Below are 21,903 nucleotides of genomic sequence, written 5' to 3' on the forward strand. Positions count from 1 at the left end.
TGTTAGGGGAATTACATGTCAACGAAACAAACCATTTACTATACATTAACGGATGAGGCGCCAGCGTTAGCAACCGCTTCGTTACTGCCAATTTTTGGTGCTTTTGCAAAAGAAGCCGATATCGAGCTCAAGCTTACCGATATCTCTTTAGCAAGCCGTGTTATTTCTGCTTTTTCTGACCTTCTTCCTGCTGACAAGCAAGTAGAAGACGGCCTAAAGTTCCTCGGTGACCTTACTGCCAATCCAGAAGCAAACATTGTTAAACTGCCTAACATCAGTGCTTCCATGCCTCAGCTTTACGCCACAATTAAAGAATTAAACGCGGAAGGTTACGGTCTTCCTGAATACCCAGAAAACCCACAAACAGACGCCGAAAAAGACATTCAAGCACGTTACTCTAAAGTATTGGGCAGCGCAGTAAACCCGGTGCTACGCCAAGGTAACTCTGACCGTCGTGCACCAGCTGCGGTGAAAGGCTTCGCTCGCAAAAACCCTCATTCAATGGGTAAATGGAGCAAAACCTCAACCTCTCACGTGGATCACATGCGTGGTGGCGATTTCTTCTCTTCTGAACAATCTCTCACTATGCAGGCCGCACAAACGGTTCGTTTAGAATTTGTAGGCAAAGACGGTTCTGTTGAAGTGAAAAAATCCCTGCCTCTTATTGCGGGTGAAATTCTAGACAGCATGAACATCAGCACCAAAAAACTTCGTGCTTTCTTTGAAGCCTCCTTACAAGAAGCCAAAGCCGACAACATCATGTGGTCTGTGCATTTAAAAGCCACCATGATGAAAGTGTCTCACCCTATCGTATTTGGTCACGCGGTAACGGTATTCTACAAAGACGTATTTGAAAAATACGGCGAGCTTTTTAAAGAAATCGGCGTGAACCCAAACAACGGTTTAGGCAGCGTTTACGACAAGATCCAAAGCTTGCCTGAAGCGAAACAAGCAGAAATCAAACAAGCCATTCAAGACGTATACAAAGTACGCCCTGAGCTTGCTATGGTAGATTCCGACAAAGGCATCACCAACCTACACGTACCAAGTGACGTGATCGTTGATGCGTCTATGCCAGCAATGATCCGTAACTCTGGTAAAATGTGGGGCCGTGACGGCAAAGCCTATGACGCTAAAGCCGTTATTCCAGACAGCACGTACGCTCGTATCTACCAAGAAACCATTAATTTCTGCAAAACCAATGGTGCATTCGATCCTGTCACTATGGGCACCGTGCCAAACGTAGGTCTAATGGCGCAAAAAGCCGAAGAATACGGTTCTCACGACAAAACTTATGAAATAAAAGCCGATGGTGTCATGCGCGTTGTCGATGCAAACGGCAATGTCCTCATGCAACACAATGTAGAAAAAGGTGACATCTGGCGCGCTTGCCAAACCAAAGACGCCGCCATCCGTGATTGGGTGAAACTTGGCGTAACGCGCGCTCGTCAATCTGACACGCCAGCAGTGTTCTGGTTAGACGAAGAACGTGCGCACGATAACGAGCTACGCAAAAAAGTAGAACGTTATCTAAAAGATCACGACACCAGCGGTCTAGACCTTCGCATCATGTCTTACAGCGAAGCCATCCGTTTCTCTATGGAACGCATTGTTCGTGGCAAAGACACAATTTCTGTAACAGGCAACATCCTTCGTGATTACCTAACGGATTTGTTCCCAATCCTAGAATTGGGTACGTCTGCGAAAATGCTGTCTATCGTACCTATGCTACAAGGCGGTGGCATGTACGAAACGGGCGCAGGCGGTTCTGCTCCTAAGCACGTTCAACAGCTAATGGAAGAAAACTACCTGCGTTGGGACTCTCTAGGCGAATTCCTTGCTGTCGCGGTCTCTTTCGAAGAGCTTGGTATCAAGCACAATAATCAAAAAGCCAAAATCTTGGCCAAGTGCCTAGACAAAGCCACTGGCAAATTGCTAGACACCAACAAGTCTCCTTCTCGTAAAGTAGGCGAAATCGACAACCGTGGTAGCCATTTCTACCTAGCAATGTACTGGGCTCAAGAGCTGGCAGCGCAAACCGACAACGCTGAAATGGCGGCTAAATTTGCCCCATTGGCGAAACAGCTTGCTGAAAAAGAAGCGACCATTGTGGCAGAGCTAGCGGCGGTTCAAGGCAAAGCGGCTGGCCTAACGGGTTATTACCACATTAACCTTGAAGAAGTGACTAAGATCATGCGTCCTAGCACTACCTTCAATAACGCTCTATCTTCTCTATAAGACGCTAGACTGAAAGACAAACACCTTGTCTTTCGAACAAAATCAAAGCCCCAAGTCAATTCAACTTGGGGCTTTTTCGTTTTGTCGGAAAAATCACCCACAAAACAAAGCTAATCCCTGTCATGCCATAGAAGTACACCCTCCTTTTACCTATAATAGCGGCTCCCTGAAAACCATGTTCGAGGCGTTATCTCAATGGAATTAACTAGCTTAAATGCAATTTCCCCTATCGACGGTCGTTACGGATCGAAAACAAACGTACTACGTCGCTCCGTGAGCGAGTATGGTTTGCTGCGTATGCGAGTCATAGTCGAAGTTCGCTGGCTACAGGCTCTTGCCAAACACCCACAAATTATCGAAGTTCCGGCATTGAGCCATGAAGCCAGCGCTTTATTGGATCAACTGGCAGATAACTTCAGTGAAGCCGACGCCCAAGCGATTAAAGACATTGAGAAAACCACCAACCACGATGTCAAAGCAGTAGAATATTTCATCAAGAACAAAATGGCTGACAACGCCGAATTGGCGGCGATTTCTGAATTTGTTCACTTTGCTTGTACATCAGAAGACATCAACAACTTATCTCATGCATTGATGTTGCGTGAAGCATTGGACGACGGCATTACTCCTGAGCTTAAAAATGTCATCAAAGCCATCCAAGATCTTGCTATCGAGCACGCTGAGCAATCTATGTTGTCTCGTACGCACGGCCAAACCGCATCACCCACCACAGTGGGTAAAGAAATGGCCAACGTGGCGGCGCGTCTTAGCCGTCAACTTAAGCAAATTGAAAGCGTTGAATTTTTAGGCAAAATCAACGGCGCAGTCGGTAATTACAACGCGCACCTTTCGGCTTACCCAGATGTAGATTGGCAAGCACACGCGGAAGCCTTCGTTACTTCCCTAGGTTTGACTTGGAATCCTTACACCACGCAAATCGAGCCACACGATTACATCGCTGAGCTATACGATGCCATTTGCCGCTTCAACACCATCCTGCTCGATTTCGACCGTGATGTGTGGGGCTACATTTCCATGGGCTTCTTCAAGCAAAAAACCATTGCGGGCGAAATCGGTTCTTCTACCATGCCGCACAAGGTTAACCCAATCGACTTCGAAAACTCCGAAGGTAACTTGGGCATTGCCAACGCCATCATGGGGCATTTGAGCGCTAAGTTGCCGATTTCTCGCTGGCAGCGTGACCTAACCGATTCGACCGTTCTTCGTAACCTTGGTGTTGGCTTGGCGCACAGCCTAATTGCTTATCAAGCCACGCTAAAAGGCATCAGCAAGTTGGAAATCAACGCTGCACGTCTTGAAGCGGATTTAAACAACGCATGGGAAGTATTGGCCGAGCCAATCCAAACCGTCATGCGTCGCTATGGCATTGAATCCCCTTACGAAAAACTAAAAGAGCTAACCCGTGGCCGCACCATCGACCAAGCCACCATTGAAGCCTTTGTTGACACGTTAGACATGCCAGAACAAGCCAAAGCGGATCTTAAAAAGCTAACCCCCGCGACTTACATTGGTAACGCCGTGGCGCAAGCGAAAGCGATTCGTAACTGAGACTGATGCTTTAATAACCGTACTAAAAAGGGCCGATTTATCGGCTCTTTTTGCCTTTTGGCAGCGACTCTTTAGCAATATCACTACTTTCTTTGTTCTTTTTAATGAGCGACCTATGACAGACCTAAACACGCCTTTAACCATTCTTGGTGGCATGACAGCCCAAACCTTTATTGACGAATATTGGCAAAAAAAGCCTTTGCTAATTCGTGCTGGTCTGGTGAATTTCACCGTGCCGCTAGAAGCCGATGAGCTGGCTGGCATGGCCATGGAAGAAGAGATTGAATCCCGTATTGTCATTGAAAATGGACGCTCGCCATGGGAAATGCGCCAAGGCCCTTTTACCGAAGACACCTTTGCCACCTTGCCTGAAAAAGAATGGACGTTATTGGTTCAAGCGGTTGATCACTGGGTACCCGAAATTCAAAACCTAAAAGAACAATTTGAATTTTTACCAAGCTGGCGCCTAGATGATGTCATGGTCAGCTACGCGACAGAAGGCGGCAGCGTTGGCCCACATTACGACCAATACGATGTATTCTTAATACAAGTTGCTGGCAAACGCCGCTGGCAAGTCTTAGCGCCGGATGAATACCAAGACACTGCCATCCCCAATATTAAGCTACACATTTTAGACAACTTCCCAGTCAATCCAGACATGGATTGGGAATTAGAAGCCGGTGACATTTTGTATTTGCCGCCTAACTTTGCTCACAATGGCCGCGCCTTAGACGACGAGTGCATGACCTATTCCATCGGTTTTCGTGCGCCCAGCATGCAAGATGTGCTAACCGGCATTCGTGATAAGTTGTGCGAAACCGACAACATAAAAGACCGCTTTGCGGCACCCGAAACCGCTACTCGCCAACACAGCGCGCACATCAGTAAAGACGACATTCAATACTTACAAACCGAACTGGCTCGCCTTATTAATCAACCTGACCTACTTGCCCAGTGGTTAGGCGAAACCATGAGCGAAAGCAAATACCCCGAATACCTTGCACCGCTCAATCAAGAAGAACTAAACCACGCCTTTAGCAGCGCGACACAAGGCCAAACCTTTATTCGCCCTGGCGATGCACGTATTTGCTATTATGTTCAACAAAACACCAACCAACAAAGTGCTGAAAACAGCAGCAAGATTCGCGTCTTTTGTAACGGCGAACACCTACTTGTCGATGCAGAACTAACCGGCTTTGTAGAAGCCGTTTGTCATCAAGTTGAATTTGATTTTTCTGGGCTGGATTTGACCCAAAACACCGATCTAGAACCGCTCGTGCGCTTTCTTATTGGTCAGCAAGGGCTAATCGAATTGGTCGCGCCAGAAGAATAAAAGGACGCAATATTAAGTAAGGTAATTCACATGAAGGTATTAACGTCAGACTGGAACAGCAGCAAGGATCAACTCACCTTTGTGCGCAAACAAGTCTTTATCATTGAACAAGGCATCGACCCAATAGACGAATGGGACGAACTGGATGAAGACGCCGTACATTTTGTTTCTTTTGGCACCACGGCGGTTCCCACGGGAACCTGTCGGTTAACAGAAAATGGGCAGATCGCCCGGCTGGCCGTTTTACCCGCTTATCGTCACCAAGGTTATGGCGACATGCTGTTAACCCGCGCGGTAAAAGTCGCCAGAGAAATGGGCATTCGCAAGGTGTTTTTGCACGCCCAAATAGACCTCCAAACCTTCTATGAAAAACAAAATTTCCACAGCGATGGCAAAGTGTTTTTAGAAGCGGGGAAAATGCACATTCGCATGGAGCGGGATATTTAGATTTGATTCGGCTTTTATATTGATGGTTTTGTAGGTCGTGATTTATCGCGACGAGGGAATTCGTTGTTAACGATGGTGTTTGTGCATCATGATGGTTTTTGTCGGCATTTATCGCGACGAGGGATTTGATGTTAACGATGGTGTTTTTCGGAGCAAGTGCACGACCTACGGCTAAGTCTTGTAGGTCGCGACTTTAGCAACGGCTAATTAAACAACGGCAATAAGCTCAACATCAAACTGTAAAACAGAGAAAGGTTGAATCATTGCGCCAGCGCCTTGAGCACCGTAAGCCAATTCAGCCGGAATCGTCAGACGGTGTTTCGCGCCTTCTTTCATCAACTGCAGACCTTCTGTCCAACCCGCAATAACGCCAGTTAGAGGAAATTCAATCGGCTCGCCACGAGCAATTGAGCTGTCGAAAACCTGTCCGTCAATCAAACGACCTTCGTAATGCACGCGAACCGTTGATTCACGGCTTGGTGTTGCGCCTGTGCCTTCTTCCAGCACTTCAAACTGCAAACCACTTTCTGTGGTTTGAACACCATCTTTTGCTTTGTTGGTCGCTAGGAAGTCTTCGCCAGCTTTCACTGTTTCTTCCGATGCGGCACGACCTTTTTCTTCCATTTTTTGCTGTAGTTCAGCAAAAGCCGCTTCTAATTCTGCGCCTGGAACTCGCATTTCTACGCCGTTTAAGGCATCTTCAATCGCCGCAAAAAGATGCGTTAGAGACAATTCACCAAGATCGCTACCACCTAGTTGATCACCAATTTGACGACCAATGCCGTAGGCGATTTTTGCTTCGTTAGAGTCGAACGACAGTTCTGACATGTTTATACTCTCTTATTCGTTTACTAAAAATTGAACGCGTATCATAACATAGGCAAAAACCATGGGCTTGTTTTTCAAACCTTCCAATCCCTCAAAAGCTAAAAAAACCTCCCTAGCAAAAATATATTTATTCACCCCATAGATTTATTAAATGATATTCATTATCATTTATATCTCGTTATTTATTTGCCTAGGAGTAAGTCATGAAAACCAAAAGCTTTGTTCCGTCTTCCAAGCAACACCCAAACGATAACAAAACCACTGATTACTGGGGCATGCTGTTTGTGGGCTTTATTTTTCTGTCATCTATGAGTTGTTTTTTGTTTGCCAACCACAGCGGCAAACAAACCACTAACAGCTTATCAGACTCAAGGCAGGCAATAAGCGTGATAATCACTGATCCAGATCAGCGCCAAGAAAGTTAAAAAGACTAAGCTATAGGGACATTAAAAGAGGATCTTGCCATGTTACCTAAAATCAACACCATCGTTTATGCTTGCGATCTAGACAGCCAAACACAAGCCGCTATGGAACTTGTTTTGAGTTTAGCCAATTCTCATGATGCAAAAGTGATACTCATGCATGTCATGGAGCCACTAAATATTCAAGCGTCCAATATGATTAATAATTACCTGTCTGAAGAAGTAAGAAGTACAATGCACAAAGACGCGGTCGATGATATCACCGCTCGTATGGACAAAATGCGATCAGAGTTCATGACCAAGAACGCAGAAGAACTGTCCGCCCTAACAACGCCACCTAAGACACTGATTGTAAACGGCGTTCCTGCAGAATGCATTCAGCGCATCGCGAAAGAAAACAGTGCCGATTTAATTGTCATGAATAGCCGAACACACAGTCGATTGGGCCAAATGATCTTAGGCTCCACCGCCAATAAAGTGATTCACAGCAGCGCGATTCCCGTCCTAGTTGTACCGATAAAATAGCCCTTGTGCCTATTAAATAGCCCTTCACTCTAGCCAGTTTCATCGCGCTTCGATACACTTACTGTATATACAACCAGTAAGTGTATTTATGATTCTCTATATTGCCGAAAAACCTAGCCTTGCCCGCGCCATTGCGGCTGCCCTTCCTTCTCCCCAAAAAAAAGAAGAAGGCTGTATTTGGTTACCCAATGGCGACTGTATTAGCTGGTGCATCGGCCATTTACTCGAACAAGCCGAACCTCATCAATATAACCCAGCGTATAAAAGTTGGAGTTTAGATCACTTGCCCATCATTCCAATCGATTGGCAATGGCAAGAAAAAGCCAATACCAAAAAGCAGCTGGGCATCTTAAAAAAGCTCATTAAGAAAGCCACGCTATTGGTTCATGCGGGAGATCCTGACCGCGAAGGTCAATTACTGGTTGATGAAGTACTGCACTACACCAAGGTTCCCGCCCAAAAACTCAAAAATACGCAACGCCTTCTAGTCAATGACTTAACCCCTTCTGCGATCAAAAAAGCCCTGAGCAATTTGCGCTCCAATAATGAATTCGCCGCCCTGTCTCGCTCGGCATTGGGTCGGGCTCGTGCCGATTGGTTATTTGGTTTAAACCTCACTCGAGCTTATACCATTAGAGGCCGTCAGGCAGGCTACCAAGGGGTGTTGTCCATAGGTCGAGTGCAAACCCCAGTGTTGGGCTTAGTCGCTGCTCGAGACAAAGAACGAGACGCCTTTGTGCCCAAAGACTTCTATCAGGTATGGGCTAGCGTTCAAACGCCACAAGGTGTGATGTTTCAAGCGAAATGGCGGCCAAGTGAGGCCTGCCAACCCTATATGGATGAAGAGAATCGCGTGCTGAGTTTGCCTCTTGCGCAAAATGTTGCCCAACGTATTAGCAATCAACCCGCTATTGTGGTTGAAGCAAACTACAAACAAAAAAAGCAAACGCCGCCACTGCCCTATAGCTTGTCAGTCCTGCAAATTGATGCTGCCAAGGCGTTTTCTCTTTCGGCGCAACAAGTATTAGACACTTGCCAAGCACTGTATGAACGCCATCAAATAATCACTTACCCAAGGTCAGACTGCCGCTATTTGCCCACGCTGCAACACAAGGACGCGCCAGCCATTATCGCCGCGCTCGCTCGATCAGGAGGCGACCTTCAACAAGGCGCCCAAAACGCCGACGCATCACGAAAAAGCAAAGCCTGGAATGACAAACAAGTCACCGCTCACCATGCCATTATCCCAACCACTCAAGCCCATAAAGCGGCAACACTATCCAAAACCGAAGCCTTGGTGTTTGGCTTAATTGCTCGCCAATATCTTATGCAATTTTATCCTGAATACGATTATCTCGCGTCCTACATTAAACTCGACATTGCTGGCGGACAATTTGAAGCCAAGGGAAGCACGCCCATCGCATTGGGTTGGAAAGCGCTTTTACCGACGAAAAACCAAACCAAAGACCCAGAAGATGAAAACCAAAACGCCCTGCCAAAGTTAAGCAAAAATGACGAACTTTGGTGTCGCCACGGCCAAGTACAAGAAAAAGTCACCACGGCGCCAGCAGCCTTTACCGATGCAACGTTATTAGCCGCGATGACAGGCATCAGCCGATTTGTGAGCAATAAAGATATTCGCGCCATCTTGAAAGAGACCGACGGCTTGGGCACAGAGGCCACTCGGGCCAGCATTATCGAACTGCTTTTTAAACGCGGCTTTCTGATACGCCAAGGCAAACAGATTCACGCCAGCCAAACAGGTCGTGCTTTTATAGACTGCCTACCAGAACAGCTAGTCACTCCCGACATGACGGCCCAGTGGGAATCCGCCCTGAATGGCATCAGCTTAGGGGAAGCCAGCTATCAAGCTTTTATGGAGAGCTTAGAAAGCAATTTACAGCAATTACTCAGTGCTTCTCGGGACATGCCAACATCGGCATTACAAAACCTCCCCGCCTCCACAAAAAACCCGTTTGCTAAGCGAAAAAGCTCAACCAAGAAAAGGACAACGAGCACAAGAAAGACAACGAGCACGAAAAGCCCAGCCACAACAACAAAAAGACGCCCGAAAGCGTCTTCTTAAAAGCTTTATTTTCAACACCATGGCTCTTTATGACCTATTAGCCAAGCGCTAACCAAACACCCACGCCAATCATCAAGGAGCCAGCAATGCGATTCATAATACGCACATTGCCACTTTGCATCAGGATGGCTTTCAAGGTTCTGCCGCCCGCGGCGTAAATTAACAAACAAATTAATTCTAACGTCAAAATGATCGCAATCAGTACCGTAAGCTGGCTGGCCAAAGGCTGGCTAGTGTCCAAAAAAGGCGGTAATAAAGCCACAAAAAACGCCCAGCCTTTCGGGTTAGCAATCGCGGTCACGAAGCCTTGTGAAATAAGTTCAAAACGTGAAGCCGGTTTTCCCGTCTCATCCATTTTGATCGCCATTTTGCCTTTAGATAACCACATTTGTAGGCCAATAAAAGCCAAATAAGCGCCGCCGATATACTTTAAAAGCATAAACACACTGGGATAATTTAATAATAAAGCCGCCACGCCAATGGCCGATAAAATCGCCACCATCGCCACGCCAACAAGCTCACCCAGCATCATCCAAAGCGCACGTTTAACGCCAATGGTCATGCCCAACGTCATGGCTAACGTCATACACATACCGGGTGTGATGGAAACAAAAAAGAAGGTCGGCACAAAAGCCGAAAGAAGCGCTAAATTCACAAAAAGTCCTTATCAGAAATAGAGTACCAAGGTGGGAAAAATCGCATTATTTTAGGCAACTAGCAAGAGGCGATAGCAAAGAACGTAGCGGACGATAACACGAAAGACAAAAATGAATAACCGCGCGATAAAATGACTCGATAGGACGCCACTTTGTGCGTTATAACACACACATTAAAAGTGCTTTTTCGCCTTAAAAGTCGAGTCCTCAATAAACTTACTCCATTCGTCATCCAACTCGTTTTCGGCTTGATCGGTCATGCTTTTGGTCACTTCTTCCTCGGATTGCTGCAAAGCTAAATCCTCCTCAATTTCTTTTAGTACATCCTTATACCTCTGTATTGTCGGTTGAGCTTCTGCAGCGTCTTTAATCGGCGTTAACTGTGACAGCGCTTCTTTGTACATATCAATCGCCACCCTCATTTGCCCACTCAAAAACGCTTTACGTGCAAGATACGCGTGATAGTCAGCATTCACTTTATAATGATAAAAATTAAAAAGTTTGCTGTAACGATTCGCGACATCAGGGGCGATGGTTTTTTCTTTATGAGAAGCAACCAAAAAGGATTTAAACGACTCCAGTAGCCGTTTCACTTCAATGATTAACAGCTCATCATTAATAGGTTTGGCACGTCTTTTTTGTTTACTGGTTTGAAACTCAGTCATTTCTTCCGCTAAATGCCCACGACGGCGTGTCAGCGTGGGGTCCGGTTGCAATTGCAATAACTGGTCATAAATTGTAATCATTCGAGAAAAGAGCCACAAACGCAGGTCTTTTGGCTGATATTGAGGAGGCATATCATCAAGATAACGCCGCACTTGACGCAGTTGATTATTCAGCGCGGCCACTTTACGCAGTCTTTCTAATCGCGCTTGCTCTTTCAACTGCAACGCAATAGCAAAGGCAATAAACCCACCAATAACGAGTAAAAGTACAGTAATGGTAACAGCGGTCATATTGTATGTCGTTTACCCTAATCAGGTTTATACCAAATCGCCTGCCGTTCTCTTTACAAAGATAGACAGAAACATCTAATGTATTTTTTTTATTTGAGACGTTTACCAAGCTGTATGAACACTAATATTTTATCAAAAGCCTCTATTCTTATATAACATAGATCCCACCATTAAAACAAAAAAAGACCAGATAATCTGATCTTTTTTGGTTTGCCACTTATACGGTTAACGCGAGACTGAAAAACCAAGCAACATGTAAAAAATCATTGCCGAAAGTAACGCTGAAGCAGGCACAGTAATAACCCATGCTGCCGCAATACGTAATAACGCAGAGCGTTTGACCAATTCTTTTTTCGTGGCTCTTTTCAGGCTCTTACGCTCCTGAGACGAAATAGGTGAGGATGTTTGAGCGGCTTTCAGCTCTTTCAAAATAACACGTTTCTCTTCCACATCCGCCAATTTGAAGCGTTTTACAAATTCTTGCGTCTGTTGTCCATCATGGCCTGCAGACGTTGAATGAGCAACAATAGAAGCTAATTTTTTCTCGTAGGATTGTTTTAAATACTCACGTAAAAACCCTACCCCAAAAATCCCCCCTACTGCAATATGAGTAGAACTGACTGGCAATCCCAACTGAGAAGCAATAATAACAGTAATCGCTGCGGCCATCGCGACACAAAAGGCTCTGGTTTTATCCAGTTCTGTAATCTCGGAACCAACAGTTTTAATCAACTTAGGGCCGAACAAAGCTAGCCCAACCGCAATACCAACCCCACCGATAATCATTACCCATAGCGGTATAGTGGCTTTTCCGGAAACGGTTCCTGTCATCAAGGCATCATTAATCGCGGCAAGAGGCCCAATCGCATTGGCCACGTCATTGGCACCATGAGCAAAACTCAATAACGCCGCTGACACAATCAATGGAATGGTAAACAAATCATTCACTGCGTCTTTACTGTTTGCTAGCGCCGTCGCCGCTTTGTCGACAATTGGACGAACAACAAAATACACCGTCAAAGCAATCGCAAAACCTATCATGGCAGCGGTGGTAAAATCCAGCTTCCACAGTTTGCTCAAGCCTTTCAGGATCAAATAGGTGGAAAAAGCCCACATCATAAACCCTACCAAAAGCGGCACAACTTTTCGAGCGGCATCAATCATATCGCTTTTATAGGTAATGGCGCGCTTGATGTACATCAAGAACAGCGCTGCGATTACGCCGCCCATCACGGGGGAAATAACCCAACTGGCAACAATAGCAATCATCTGGTCCCAATTAGCAATATTCCAACCACCCGCTGCGATACCGCCACCCAGCACACCACCGACAATCGAATGCGTAGTAGAAACAGGCGCACCAAGATAAGTCGCTAAATTCAACCAAATGGCCCCAGCGAGCAAGGCCGCCATCATCACCCAAATAAAGGTTTCCGCGTCAGCAATAGCATTAGGGTTAATAATGCCATTTTTAATGGTACCGACGACATTACCGCCGGCAATAAGAGCGCCTGCGGCTTCGAATATAGCCGCAATCACAATTGCGCCTGTCATCGACAATGCTTTTGAACCTACGGCAGGACCGACGTTATTGGCAACATCATTGGCACCAATATTGACCGCCATGTACGCGCCAATGGCGGCGGCAATAGCCAAAGTAGATAAGTTAGAAATCCCCATACCATTAGTCGATGCGTAAAAGCCAGACGCTAAAACAAAGGCCAATGCAATTAACACTCGAATATATTCGTGACCACTTAATAAACTAGATTCGTCTTTCTGATTACTTGTAAGATCCATAAGGGCTCTTTGATTGTGTGATTAATCTATTCCAAGCTGTTGATTGATAAAAGAAAGGCTTATTCAATCAACGACATGTTTTTCCCAACATATCAGGTAGGCTTGGCTCTCAATTCATCCTGTCATATTTTTGTCATTACTAAATTTCGCGCCATTTTACACTGGCTATCTAAAGATAAAAACCCCTATTCAGAGCAATCAAAATAGCACAGCAGAGTGCCTTCAGCGGCAACGGTGACAAAAATACTACATTAGTATGACACTTTTGTTACCAGTCATATTGAGAGCAAAAAAAGCACACTAGGTTCAACATTCAAGGCTCAACATTCAATGACATTAACAGCAAGCCCGCCGCGTGACGTTTCTTTGTACTTATCATTCATATCTCTTCCTGTGTCGCGCATGGTGCGAATCACCTTATCCAAAGAAACATAATGCGTGCCATCACCTCGCAACGCCATAGAAGCGGAGTTAATCGCCTTCATTGATGCCATGGCATTGCGCTCAATACAAGGCACCTGTACCAGACCGCCAATAGGGTCACAGGTCAAACCCAAATTGTGTTCCATGCCGATTTCAGCGGCATTTTCAACCTGTTCAGGTGAGCCACCCGTTGCCGCCGCCAAGCCCGCCGCCGCCATTGCACAAGCGGAGCCAACTTCGCCCTGACAACCTACCTCGGCCCCCGAAATAGACGCATTTTCTTTAAACAGCAAACCAATCGCCGCCGCCGTCAGGAAGAAATCAATCACCCCCGCTTCACTAGAACGAGGACAAAACTCCCAATAATAATGCAACACCGCCGGAATAATGCCCGCCGCCCCATTCGTCGGCGCCGTCACCACGCGTCCACCAGCGGCATTTTCTTCATTCACCGCCAGAGCATAAAGATTGACCCAGTCCATCGCCCCCAGCGAAGGCGTAATCATATCCATACGAGTTTTGCTGGTTAAATCTCGGTGCAAACTGGCGGCTCTGCGTTTCACTTTTAAACCACCAGGCAATATGCCTTCATTACGAATACCTTGCTGTACGCACTCTCTCATGACAGACCAAATAGAGAGAATGCCCTGTTTGATTTCGGCTTCGGTGCGCCAAGTTTTTTCATTCTCCATCATGATCTGCGCAATGCTTTTATCTTGCTCTCGGCAAAGCTGAATCAGCGTTTCGGCGCTATGAAAAACATGCGGCAGTTCTGTGGCGTCTTCCACTATCGCCACATTACCATGCTCGTCTTCTTGAACAATAAAGCCCCCGCCAACAGAATAAAACGTTGCTTGATGAATCACTTCACCAGCGGCATCAAACGCCACCAACACCATACCATTAGCGTGAAAATCCAAACGATCAATACGGTGGAAAATTAAATCGGTCGCAACATCAATGTGAATACTCTGTTGAGATAACAAATTCAGCTGCGACGCGGCTTCTATTTGTTCGACACGCTCATTAACACGGCTTGGGTCAATCCGTTCAGGCAGCTCACCTTCAAGCCCCATCAGTACCGCCGTTCCCGTACCGTGTCCCTTGCCGGTGGCGCCAAGCGAACCGTACAAATCAATTTTTAAGCGATGCACTTGGGAAAGTAGATGCCGATTTTGCAATTGATGAGCAAACTGGTTAGCCGCGACCATCGGGCCAACGGTGTGCGAACTAGAGGGACCAATGCCCACTTTAAAAAGATCAAATAAACTGATTGCCATGGCCGTTTCCTCTGTCGACAAATACGTAAAAAACCTTAGCGCTTAAAAGACATAACGCCAGATCATTGGAAAACGAAATTAGCACTTATGAGACAAAGTTTCCAATAGGAAACAAGTATAGTGCAAAATAAATGACGCTCTATTCGAAAATAAGCACATTTTTGGCGCTTAGAGATCATTACAATATAGTGATAAAGCCAAGGAAAAGAAAAACCTTACAGACGCGGCATAAAAAAGCCAAAAGAACATGTCATGCTCTTTTGGCTTTTTCGCTATCCGTTAGGCTTTATGATCAGATCAAAAGAACCCAAGAGGATTGATGTCATAGCTTACCAACATATTTTTGGTTTGCTGGTAATGCTCTAACGCCATTTTATGGGTTTCACGACCCACGCCGGATTTTTTGTAACCCCCAAAAGCAGAATGCGCAGGATACTGGTGATAACAGTTCATCCAAACACGACCGGCTTCTAGGTTGCGTCCCATACGATAAGCAAGGTTAGTGTCTCGAGTCCACACTCCAGCGCCCAAGCCGAATTCGCTGTCATTGGCAATCGCGAGGGCTTCTGCTTCGTCTTTAAAGGTGGTCACACTCACCACTGGGCCGAAGATTTCTTCTTGGAAAATGCGCATTTCATTCGACCCTTTAAACAAGGTTGGCTGTACATAAAAACCTTGATTCAAACCATCGACAGATTCAATGCCACCGCCTATTAGCAATTCCGCCCCTTCTTTTTTGCCAATCTCGATATAGCTCATGATTTTATCAAATTGCTCTTTGGACGCTTGAGCCCCCACTTGCACATCGGTATCCAGAGGATTGCCGCGCTTAATGGTTTTCGTGCGCTCAATGACCAAGGCCATAAAATCATCATAAATGGATTCATGAATCAAGGCGCGAGACGGACAAGTACAGACCTCACCTTGGTTAAAGAAAGCCAATACCAAGCCTTCTACACACTTGCTAACAAAAGCATCTTCTTGCTGCATCACGTCAGCAAAGTAAATATTGGGCGATTTACCCCCAAGCTCAACACTAGAAGGAATAATATTTTCCGCCGCGCATTTCAAAATATGCGAGCCAACTGGCGTCGATCCTGTGAAGGCGATTTTGGCAATGCGTTTGCTGCTTGCTAAGGCTTGACCCGCTTCTTTACCATAACCATTGACGACGTTTAAAACCCCAGGTGGCAACAAGTCTTGAATCACTTTGACCAACTCAAGAATCGATGCCGGCGTCTGCTCGGCCGGTTTTAAGATCACACAGTTACCCGCCGCCAATGCAGGTGCCAGTTTCCACGCGGCCATCAATATAGGGAAGTTCCAAGGGATAATTTGCCCAACCACCCCTAATGGCTCGTGAAAATGGTACGCCACGGTATGCTCATCTAACTCAGCCGTACTGCCTTCTTGGGCCCGTAAACAGCCCGCAAAATAACGAAAATGGTCTGCTGCCAAAGGAATATCGGCATTTAATGTCTCGCGCACCGCTTTGCCATTGTCCCAAGTTTCGGCCACCGCGAGGGCTTCTAAATTTTGTTCGATACGATCTGCAATTTTTAACAAGATATTGGAACGGTTAGCGACCGAGGTTTTACCCCATGCCGCTCGCGCCGCATGGGCGGCATCTAGTGCAAGATTGATGTCTTCTTCTGTGGAGCGAGGAATGCGGCAGAATACTTCGCCATTGACGGGGCTAATATTATCGAAATACTGCCCTTTAACTGGAGCGACCCATTCACCACCAATAAAATTACCATATTCAGCATCGAAAGAAATAAGGCTACCAGTGCTACCAGGTTGTGCGTAAATCATAGATGTATCTCCATTATTGTTGTTTTTGTATTGGGTTTTGATCTTGCTATTAACCCTGATAACAAGCATAGAACAATGCTAGAGAAAAACTTGTCTGTGAGTCCATGAAACTTGTCTAACGATCCATTTCTACAGCGCTATTTGTATTGACCCGTAAGATCGTAGGAGTGATGATAAGTAGAATAAAAGAATAATTAAGCGCAAAGAGGTAAGTAAATGAATCGTCTTGCATCGACAGAGAAAACCGCATTACAGCACAAACGTATGCCTACTCAGCTGATTGAAAATCGTGTTTGTTTCGCCGGCCCACAATCTGAATTAAGCATTTATGACACCTATGAACAAGCTCAAAAAGTCAGCTTGAAAGCCGATTCTTTGCTCTATTGCGGCATGGTCACCGGGGCGAAAGTCATGCACACCAAAGACCATGACAACATTCCCTTCTTGCCCCATGAGTCCTTTATATTGGCGCCCAAAGAAGAAGTTTTTATTGATTTTCCCGAAGCCCAGCACCACCAGCCCACGACTTGCCTAACGATTGCTATTTCAAAAGAACGAGTGGCGCAAATTTGTGATCGCATGAATGACATTATGACGAGCGTTTTACCCTCTGACATAACACTCGACCCAAATCAGCACTTACATACCCTGCACACCCAAGCCACCCAACAGGTGATCGATCGACTCACCAGCGACTTTATCCGCAATGATCCGGATCGAGATTTGTTGGTAGACTTTGGCGTCAGCGAACTGGTGACGCGCATCCTTAGGCATCATGGACGAGACGCGCTATTGCGCTTCACCCAACGCTCTCCGGATGCCAATGGCCTTACTTGTGTTATCCAGTGGATAGAGCACAATCTTGCTCAGCCGTTGGATATCAATATCCTCGCAAAAATGGCGTGCATGAGCCGCAGCCGTTTCTATGAAAGCTTCAAACGACAGTTAGGCTGTACGCCACTTGAGTACCAACATCAGCGTCGCATGAGCCGAGCACACCAACGCCTCCAAGAAAAATGCTCTGTTACCGAGATCAGCTACGAACTAGGTTATTTAAGCTTGAGCCACTTCAGTCGACGCTTCCATCAACACTTTGGTCTGACGCCACGTCAAGTCGCCCAAAGTGCACTCCACTCTTAACCCTTAAAACGCTTAACGAGACTCTTTAATCGGACTGTCTAATCGGGCTCGTCACTAAAAAATATGACGCAGTTTCGAGCGACAATAGATAAAAACACCCAGCATACAGATCAGGCTCACCATCAAAGCAAAGAAAGGCACCAACTGACCAAGCTGATACAAAGAAGCCAGAATAACTGGGCCTAATGCCGCCCCTAACCCTTGCATAGAGGCATTCATACTGGCGAGACGACTTTGCTGATCATCTTTTACCAACAAGGTTTGTGCTGTCACAATGCCTGGAAATAAGAAACCAAAACCCGCCCCAAATAAGCCCATTGCCAGCAACACACTCACATAGGAGTCGAACAATATAAACACCAATTGCGCCAACACCCCCACCCCAACACCACAGAAAATCAGCGTTGCCACACCCGGCCGAAATCTCGGCACCAAGATCATTTGCACCACAATACTCAAGCAAGACATGGTCATCATGGCAAAGCCCAACTGATGCGTAGTCTGCGCCACATCAAGCTGAAATCTGTCTTGAATCAAAAAACTCATGATTTGCTGAACCCCTGTCATGGCTAAAATCGACAAAGAAGACATGCACAAAAAAGGCATCACAGGCTGGGTAAACCAATTAATCGCTGGCGGCTTTTTAAATTGGCGTACATGCTTGCCGTCTTTCACAAACACCACCACCAGCAAGGCCGCGCAGCCTGCCAGCAAAGCAATAATATAAAACGGTGCTGTCAGCCCTAACCCACTCAACAGCGACGCAAACGCGGGGCCTAAAATCATGCCAATACTAAAAGACGCACCAATCATCGCAATGGTAGAACTGCGGTGCTGAATATCCGTATGCGCAATCAAGTAAGTTTGAATAGAAGGCAACACCCCAGCAATGCCAAGGGAAAAAACAATCCGCAAGGCAAACACACCATAATACGTCTGCTCGGCGGACAGGTGTCGCGCTAAGGCTTCTTGCAGCACAAACCCCGTCAGCGCAATGGTAATCGCATAGCTACTCATGCCAATAATAACCGAACGCACACGCCCAATGCGGTTAATAATACCGCCCCATAAAAACGCCGCGACCACAAACATAGCCGCCCCCACCGTAATAAGCGTACTGATACGCACATCCGTTAAGCCAATTTCACGGCCAATGGGCGGCAAAGAAGTAAAAATAAACGACTGCCCAATGCCCACTGCCATCAAACAAGACAGCAACAGCCAACGGGACAAACGTCCATGACGAGGAGAAAGCGCTTCAGAGTGAGTCAAGGTAAATCCTTATGATCAAATATATCGTCGGCTTAGGTACTAAATAGGCAGACAAAAAACCGTCGGGGAGTCGGTGTAATGCGGTGATTTATCATCCTGATAAATTGAAGGATTAATTTAACATGTTTTTGACCGTTTTTTGGCGCATTTGAAAAAAACGGGGCTAAAAGATAAAAATAATGACTATCAAGACGCGGCCAAAAATGGTTAAATTTTTTCTCATAAAAAAATCAAGAACACTATGCAGCCACTTTTTAAACACCCAAATTTTGTCCATTTCTGGATTGGCCAAATCGCCTCTTCTTTTGCCTTTCAAATGCTCAGCGTTGGTATCGGCTGGCAAATGTACGATCTTACTAACAGTCCGATGGCCTTAGGTTTGGTGGGGCTTTGCCAATTCCTTCCACAGTTACTATTAACCTTAGTAGTGGGGCACGTGGCGGATCGATATAACCGTCGTCTTATTTGTGTTTGTACGCGTTTTACCATGGCGATGACAGTCGGCATTCTTGTCTACGGCAATATGACATCGACCGTTTCAGCCAATATGATTTACACCTGCGCCGTACTGCTTGGCACCGCGAGAGCGTTTGAAATGCCGGCGAATCAGGCTATTTTACCCAACCTCATTCCGAGCGCTTTATTGTCTCGTGCCGTCAGCGCAATGGCGTCAGCACGGGAAATATCCGTTATCGCAGGCCCAGCGCTTGGCGGTCTTATTTACCTGCTCGGCCCAACCACACTTTACGCCTCTAGCATGAGTTGTTTTTTGCTGTCTTGCGTCATCATGTTCTTGTTACGCTACAACTTTACGGTAACCACAAAGTCACCGATCAATATCGAACATCTATTCGGTGGCTTAACCTTTATACGCGGCAATAAAGTCATCCTTGGATCCGTCTCACTGGATATGTTCGCCGTCTTATTAGGCGGCGCAACGGCGCTGTTACCGATTGTCGCCAAAGACATTCTTCAAACCGGCCCTTGGGGCTTGGGGCTACTGCGTTGTGCGCCCGCGCTGGGGGCCTTATTGATGTCGGTGTATTTGGCGCGTCACCCTTTAACTCACAGCGTCGGCAAAATCATGTTTGCGGCGGTGGCTATTTTTGGGGTGGCGACGATTGTTTTTGGTTTATCCGAAAGCTTGATCCTCTCCATGCTAGCCCTCACCCTGCTGGGCGCTTCGGACATGATTAGCGTGGTGATTCGCTCCACTCTGGTACAACTGGAAACACCTGATGACATGCGAGGACGCGTCAGCGCGGCCAATTCGGTCTTTATCGGCAGTTCAAATCAGTTAGGCGAATTTGAATCTGGGGTAACAGCAGCATGGTTCGGCGTGGTGCCCGCTATTATCATTGGGGGAGTCGGCACCATTGCCGTCGTTGGTTTGTGGATGCATTTGTTTCCCGATCTGCTAAAACGGCGCACTTTAGACAAAGAAAACGATTAAGCGCTATTGTCTAGGCTTAGCGCTAAACCGCACGTTTTACAATAATCTGAAAAAGCCCTAACAACACCAGCGCATACACTAAAAAACTAACGCTCAATGACGTCAGCCCAAATTCTCCGCCAATCAAACCACTTAAAAACGGCAAGGTCATGGCGCCCGTGACAGCCGCGCTCATTTGAAACCCGATCGCATGCACAGAATAACGTCTCCCCACCCGTGTGGCTGTCTGGGAAATCATGCAAGGAAAAATCGGCGCAGCACAAAACCCCATTAACGCCAAACCCAAATAGCTAGTGTAAGGCGTCATACTGAAAGTAAACAGGAGCGTGCCTAAAGCGACGCCAAGCAAACAAAGCCGCAATAATTGGTCCACTGGAAAGCGTTCCACTAAGAATCCAAAAATAGCCCGCCCAAATGCTAAGGCGCCCCAATACACAGCCACCCAAGTGCCGGCACTGGCGAGGGAAATACCACGAGATTCCGTCATCACCGTAAACGCCCACTGCCCAACGCCGACTTCAACACCAGAATACAAAAAGAAAAACGCGATCTGAAAACGAATCACTGGGTGCTTTAGAGCCTGAAGTTGCGTCACAGGCCCAAGATTTTCATCAGACATATCGGCTTTTTTAGGCGCATGCTTGTCACTTTCCCACAAGTGTCGACTGAATAAAAACACCAGCGCCATGACAAACAAGATAGCCGCCAGAACCGCATAACCCAAACGCCAGTTTTGCGAAAAACTCACTAATACAGTGGTGGCGATGATTGGGCCTGCCGTCGCGCCAACACCAAAGGCCGCGTGCAACCAATTCATATGGCGGGTTGAGAAATGCTCTGCCGCGTAGGCATTTAATCCCGCATCGATGGCACCGGAGCCCATGCCAATGACGACTGAAAACAGCACAAAAATAACAAAAGAAACGCTGAAATAAAAACCGAATAAACCACAGCTAACCAACACGCTGCTGACCACCAACAGCCAACCCACGCCAAACCGATTGATCAAATAGCCAACGGAAAAGCTCGACATGAGGTAGCCAACACCGCCCGCTGCAATGACCAATCCCAACCACCCCATTGGAACCGAAAATTCCGCCCGAACAAACGGCCAATTAATACCATGAGCGGCGTCAGGCAAACCTAAACTAATAAACCCCAGATAGGCAATAAACAACAACACGCCAGATGTACGCACTAACTTATCCTTAGTTAATTTTTTTACTTATTTGAGCGTATCAGTGCGCTAAATAAAATCTTTAAACTCACTTAAACTCACTTAAACCCACTTAAATTCACTTATACCACTTGCGCTTATCCTTCTCGATCGGCTTCCACTTCCAATTAGGCGCGTCCCCCTTCCAAAGATAAACCAACAACAAAACCAACGTGCTAACCGACACAATTACCGCCCATTTTAGCAATTCAACCTTGGGGTCAACGGTCAAACTCACCACCGCAACCGTAGCGATATACAACACCAATACTAGCCATCCCTGCCATGTATTGGGTTTACCCCAACCCCAGCCATTTTCCTTCGCGGGAAACCATACTGTTTTTTTATCTGTCATAACCAAGCCTCAAAATGCAAAAAGTCTGTCCTAATATGCTGCCTCACTTTGCCTGAATTTGGCGCATAAAAAAAGAGCCCGTACTTTGA

General features: G+C 46.4%; 18 protein-coding genes. 9 read left to right on the forward strand and 9 right to left on the reverse strand.

Translation table 11 applies throughout. From position 1 onward, the window contains the following. Window positions 1–15 precede the first annotated feature (15 nt). From J8N69_RS02920 to J8N69_RS02935, 4 genes are all read left to right on the forward strand, one after another. Window positions 16–2,238 (forward strand): NADP-dependent isocitrate dehydrogenase, encoded by a 2,223-nt coding sequence (locus J8N69_RS02920; RefSeq protein ID WP_168822835.1) that lies wholly within the window; start codon window positions 16–18, stop codon window positions 2,236–2,238. Window positions 2,239–2,433: 195 nt separating this feature from the next. After that, window positions 2,434–3,807 (forward strand): adenylosuccinate lyase, encoded by a 1,374-nt coding sequence (gene purB / locus J8N69_RS02925; protein WP_168822833.1) that lies wholly within the window; start codon window positions 2,434–2,436, stop codon window positions 3,805–3,807. A gap of 115 nt (window positions 3,808–3,922) precedes the next feature. Then, window positions 3,923–5,140, forward strand: a complete 1,218-nt coding sequence (locus J8N69_RS02930; RefSeq protein ID WP_168822831.1) for a cupin domain-containing protein — start codon at window positions 3,923–3,925, stop codon at window positions 5,138–5,140. 30 nt (window positions 5,141–5,170) lie between these two features. Then, complete coding sequence (locus tag J8N69_RS02935) at window positions 5,171–5,587, forward strand: GNAT family N-acetyltransferase (protein ID WP_168822830.1); 417 nt, start codon at window positions 5,171–5,173, stop codon at window positions 5,585–5,587. Between the two features lie 207 nt (window positions 5,588–5,794). On the opposite strand, the gene J8N69_RS02940 is transcribed toward J8N69_RS02935, so the two are convergent. Further along, window positions 5,795–6,415, reverse strand: coding sequence for an FKBP-type peptidyl-prolyl cis-trans isomerase (locus tag J8N69_RS02940; RefSeq protein WP_168822828.1), 621 nt, complete (start codon window positions 6,413–6,415; stop codon window positions 5,795–5,797). 203 nt (window positions 6,416–6,618) lie between these two features. On the opposite strand from J8N69_RS02940, the gene J8N69_RS02945 reads away from it, so the two are divergent. From J8N69_RS02945 to J8N69_RS02955, 3 genes are all read left to right on the forward strand, one after another. Then, the gene (locus tag J8N69_RS02945; protein WP_168822826.1) at window positions 6,619–6,840 is read left to right on the forward strand and encodes a hypothetical protein; all 222 of its coding nucleotides are present in this window, start codon (window positions 6,619–6,621) and stop codon (window positions 6,838–6,840) included. Between the two features lie 39 nt (window positions 6,841–6,879). Continuing rightward, on the forward strand, window positions 6,880–7,362 hold the full coding sequence (locus J8N69_RS02950; RefSeq protein WP_168822824.1) for a universal stress protein: 483 nt from the start codon (window positions 6,880–6,882) through the stop codon (window positions 7,360–7,362). An 88-nt stretch (window positions 7,363–7,450) separates the two neighbouring features. Further along, window positions 7,451–9,448, forward strand: a complete 1,998-nt coding sequence (locus J8N69_RS02955; RefSeq protein ID WP_168822822.1) for a DNA topoisomerase III — start codon at window positions 7,451–7,453, stop codon at window positions 9,446–9,448. 37 nt (window positions 9,449–9,485) lie between these two features. On the opposite strand, the gene J8N69_RS02960 is transcribed toward J8N69_RS02955, so the two are convergent. From J8N69_RS02960 to exaC, 5 genes are all read right to left on the reverse strand, one after another. Further along, window positions 9,486–10,103, reverse strand: coding sequence for a LysE family translocator (locus tag J8N69_RS02960; RefSeq protein ID WP_168822820.1), 618 nt, complete (start codon window positions 10,101–10,103; stop codon window positions 9,486–9,488). A gap of 174 nt (window positions 10,104–10,277) precedes the next feature. Beyond that, window positions 10,278–11,060, reverse strand: coding sequence for a hypothetical protein (locus tag J8N69_RS02965; RefSeq protein ID WP_168822818.1), 783 nt, complete (start codon window positions 11,058–11,060; stop codon window positions 10,278–10,280). A gap of 225 nt (window positions 11,061–11,285) precedes the next feature. After that, complete coding sequence (locus J8N69_RS02970; protein WP_168822817.1) at window positions 11,286–12,860, reverse strand: inorganic phosphate transporter; 1,575 nt, start codon at window positions 12,858–12,860, stop codon at window positions 11,286–11,288. Window positions 12,861–13,180: 320 nt separating this feature from the next. Then, window positions 13,181–14,563: an L-serine ammonia-lyase gene (locus J8N69_RS02975; RefSeq protein WP_168822814.1), complete on the reverse strand. Its 1,383-nt coding sequence runs from the start codon at window positions 14,561–14,563 to the stop codon at window positions 13,181–13,183. A gap of 297 nt (window positions 14,564–14,860) precedes the next feature. Further along, window positions 14,861–16,378 (reverse strand): acetaldehyde dehydrogenase ExaC, encoded by a 1,518-nt coding sequence (exaC, locus tag J8N69_RS02980; protein WP_168822813.1) that lies wholly within the window; start codon window positions 16,376–16,378, stop codon window positions 14,861–14,863. Between the two features lie 216 nt (window positions 16,379–16,594). On the opposite strand from exaC, the gene J8N69_RS02985 reads away from it, so the two are divergent. After that, window positions 16,595–17,518 carry an AraC family transcriptional regulator gene (locus J8N69_RS02985; protein WP_168822811.1) on the forward strand — a complete coding sequence of 308 codons (924 nt, stop codon included), beginning with the start codon at window positions 16,595–16,597 and terminating at the stop codon, window positions 17,516–17,518. A gap of 54 nt (window positions 17,519–17,572) precedes the next feature. On the opposite strand, the gene J8N69_RS02990 is transcribed toward J8N69_RS02985, so the two are convergent. Further along, complete coding sequence (locus tag J8N69_RS02990; RefSeq protein WP_168822809.1) at window positions 17,573–18,790, reverse strand: MFS transporter; 1,218 nt, start codon at window positions 18,788–18,790, stop codon at window positions 17,573–17,575. 241 nt (window positions 18,791–19,031) lie between these two features. Between J8N69_RS02990 and J8N69_RS02995 the strand changes: the two genes are divergently transcribed. After that, window positions 19,032–20,243: an MFS transporter gene (locus tag J8N69_RS02995; RefSeq protein WP_168822807.1), complete on the forward strand. Its 1,212-nt coding sequence runs from the start codon at window positions 19,032–19,034 to the stop codon at window positions 20,241–20,243. Window positions 20,244–20,265: 22 nt separating this feature from the next. Here J8N69_RS02995 and J8N69_RS03000 read toward each other — a convergent pair whose 3' ends face one another. Continuing rightward, on the reverse strand, window positions 20,266–21,441 hold the full coding sequence (locus J8N69_RS03000; protein WP_168822805.1) for an MFS transporter: 1,176 nt from the start codon (window positions 21,439–21,441) through the stop codon (window positions 20,266–20,268). Between the two features lie 97 nt (window positions 21,442–21,538). Then, window positions 21,539–21,814, reverse strand: a complete 276-nt coding sequence (locus J8N69_RS03005) for a hypothetical protein (RefSeq protein WP_168822803.1) — start codon at window positions 21,812–21,814, stop codon at window positions 21,539–21,541. Between the last annotated feature and the right edge of the window lie 89 nt (window positions 21,815–21,903).

Origin of the sequence: Marinomonas profundi, from assembly GCF_020694005.1 — a bacterium.
Taxonomy (GTDB): domain Bacteria; phylum Pseudomonadota; class Gammaproteobacteria; order Pseudomonadales; family Marinomonadaceae; genus Marinomonas; species Marinomonas profundi.

What these genes read in the sequence shown, in the direction of transcription:
- J8N69_RS02920 (WP_168822835.1), top strand. Translation starts at nt 16, where the DNA reads ATGTCAACGAAACAAACCATTTACTATACATTAACGGATGAGGCGCCA.
- purB (WP_168822833.1), top strand. Translation starts at nt 2,434, where the DNA reads ATGGAATTAACTAGCTTAAATGCAATTTCCCCTATCGACGGTCGTTAC.
- J8N69_RS02930 (WP_168822831.1), top strand. Translation starts at nt 3,923, where the DNA reads ATGACAGACCTAAACACGCCTTTAACCATTCTTGGTGGCATGACAGCC.
- J8N69_RS02935 (WP_168822830.1), top strand. Translation starts at nt 5,171, where the DNA reads ATGAAGGTATTAACGTCAGACTGGAACAGCAGCAAGGATCAACTCACC.
- J8N69_RS02940 (WP_168822828.1), bottom strand. Translation starts at nt 6,415, where the DNA reads ATGTCAGAACTGTCGTTCGACTCTAACGAAGCAAAAATCGCCTACGGC.
- J8N69_RS02945 (WP_168822826.1), top strand. Translation starts at nt 6,619, where the DNA reads ATGAAAACCAAAAGCTTTGTTCCGTCTTCCAAGCAACACCCAAACGAT.
- J8N69_RS02950 (WP_168822824.1), top strand. Translation starts at nt 6,880, where the DNA reads ATGTTACCTAAAATCAACACCATCGTTTATGCTTGCGATCTAGACAGC.
- J8N69_RS02955 (WP_168822822.1), top strand. Translation starts at nt 7,451, where the DNA reads ATGATTCTCTATATTGCCGAAAAACCTAGCCTTGCCCGCGCCATTGCG.
- J8N69_RS02965 (WP_168822818.1), bottom strand. Translation starts at nt 11,060, where the DNA reads ATGACCGCTGTTACCATTACTGTACTTTTACTCGTTATTGGTGGGTTT.
- J8N69_RS02970 (WP_168822817.1), bottom strand. Translation starts at nt 12,860, where the DNA reads ATGGATCTTACAAGTAATCAGAAAGACGAATCTAGTTTATTAAGTGGT.
- J8N69_RS02975 (WP_168822814.1), bottom strand. Translation starts at nt 14,563, where the DNA reads ATGGCAATCAGTTTATTTGATCTTTTTAAAGTGGGCATTGGTCCCTCT.
- exaC (WP_168822813.1), bottom strand. Translation starts at nt 16,378, where the DNA reads ATGATTTACGCACAACCTGGTAGCACTGGTAGCCTTATTTCTTTCGAT.
- J8N69_RS02985 (WP_168822811.1), top strand. Translation starts at nt 16,595, where the DNA reads ATGAATCGTCTTGCATCGACAGAGAAAACCGCATTACAGCACAAACGT.
- J8N69_RS02995 (WP_168822807.1), top strand. Translation starts at nt 19,032, where the DNA reads ATGCAGCCACTTTTTAAACACCCAAATTTTGTCCATTTCTGGATTGGC.
- J8N69_RS03005 (WP_168822803.1), bottom strand. Translation starts at nt 21,814, where the DNA reads ATGACAGATAAAAAAACAGTATGGTTTCCCGCGAAGGAAAATGGCTGG.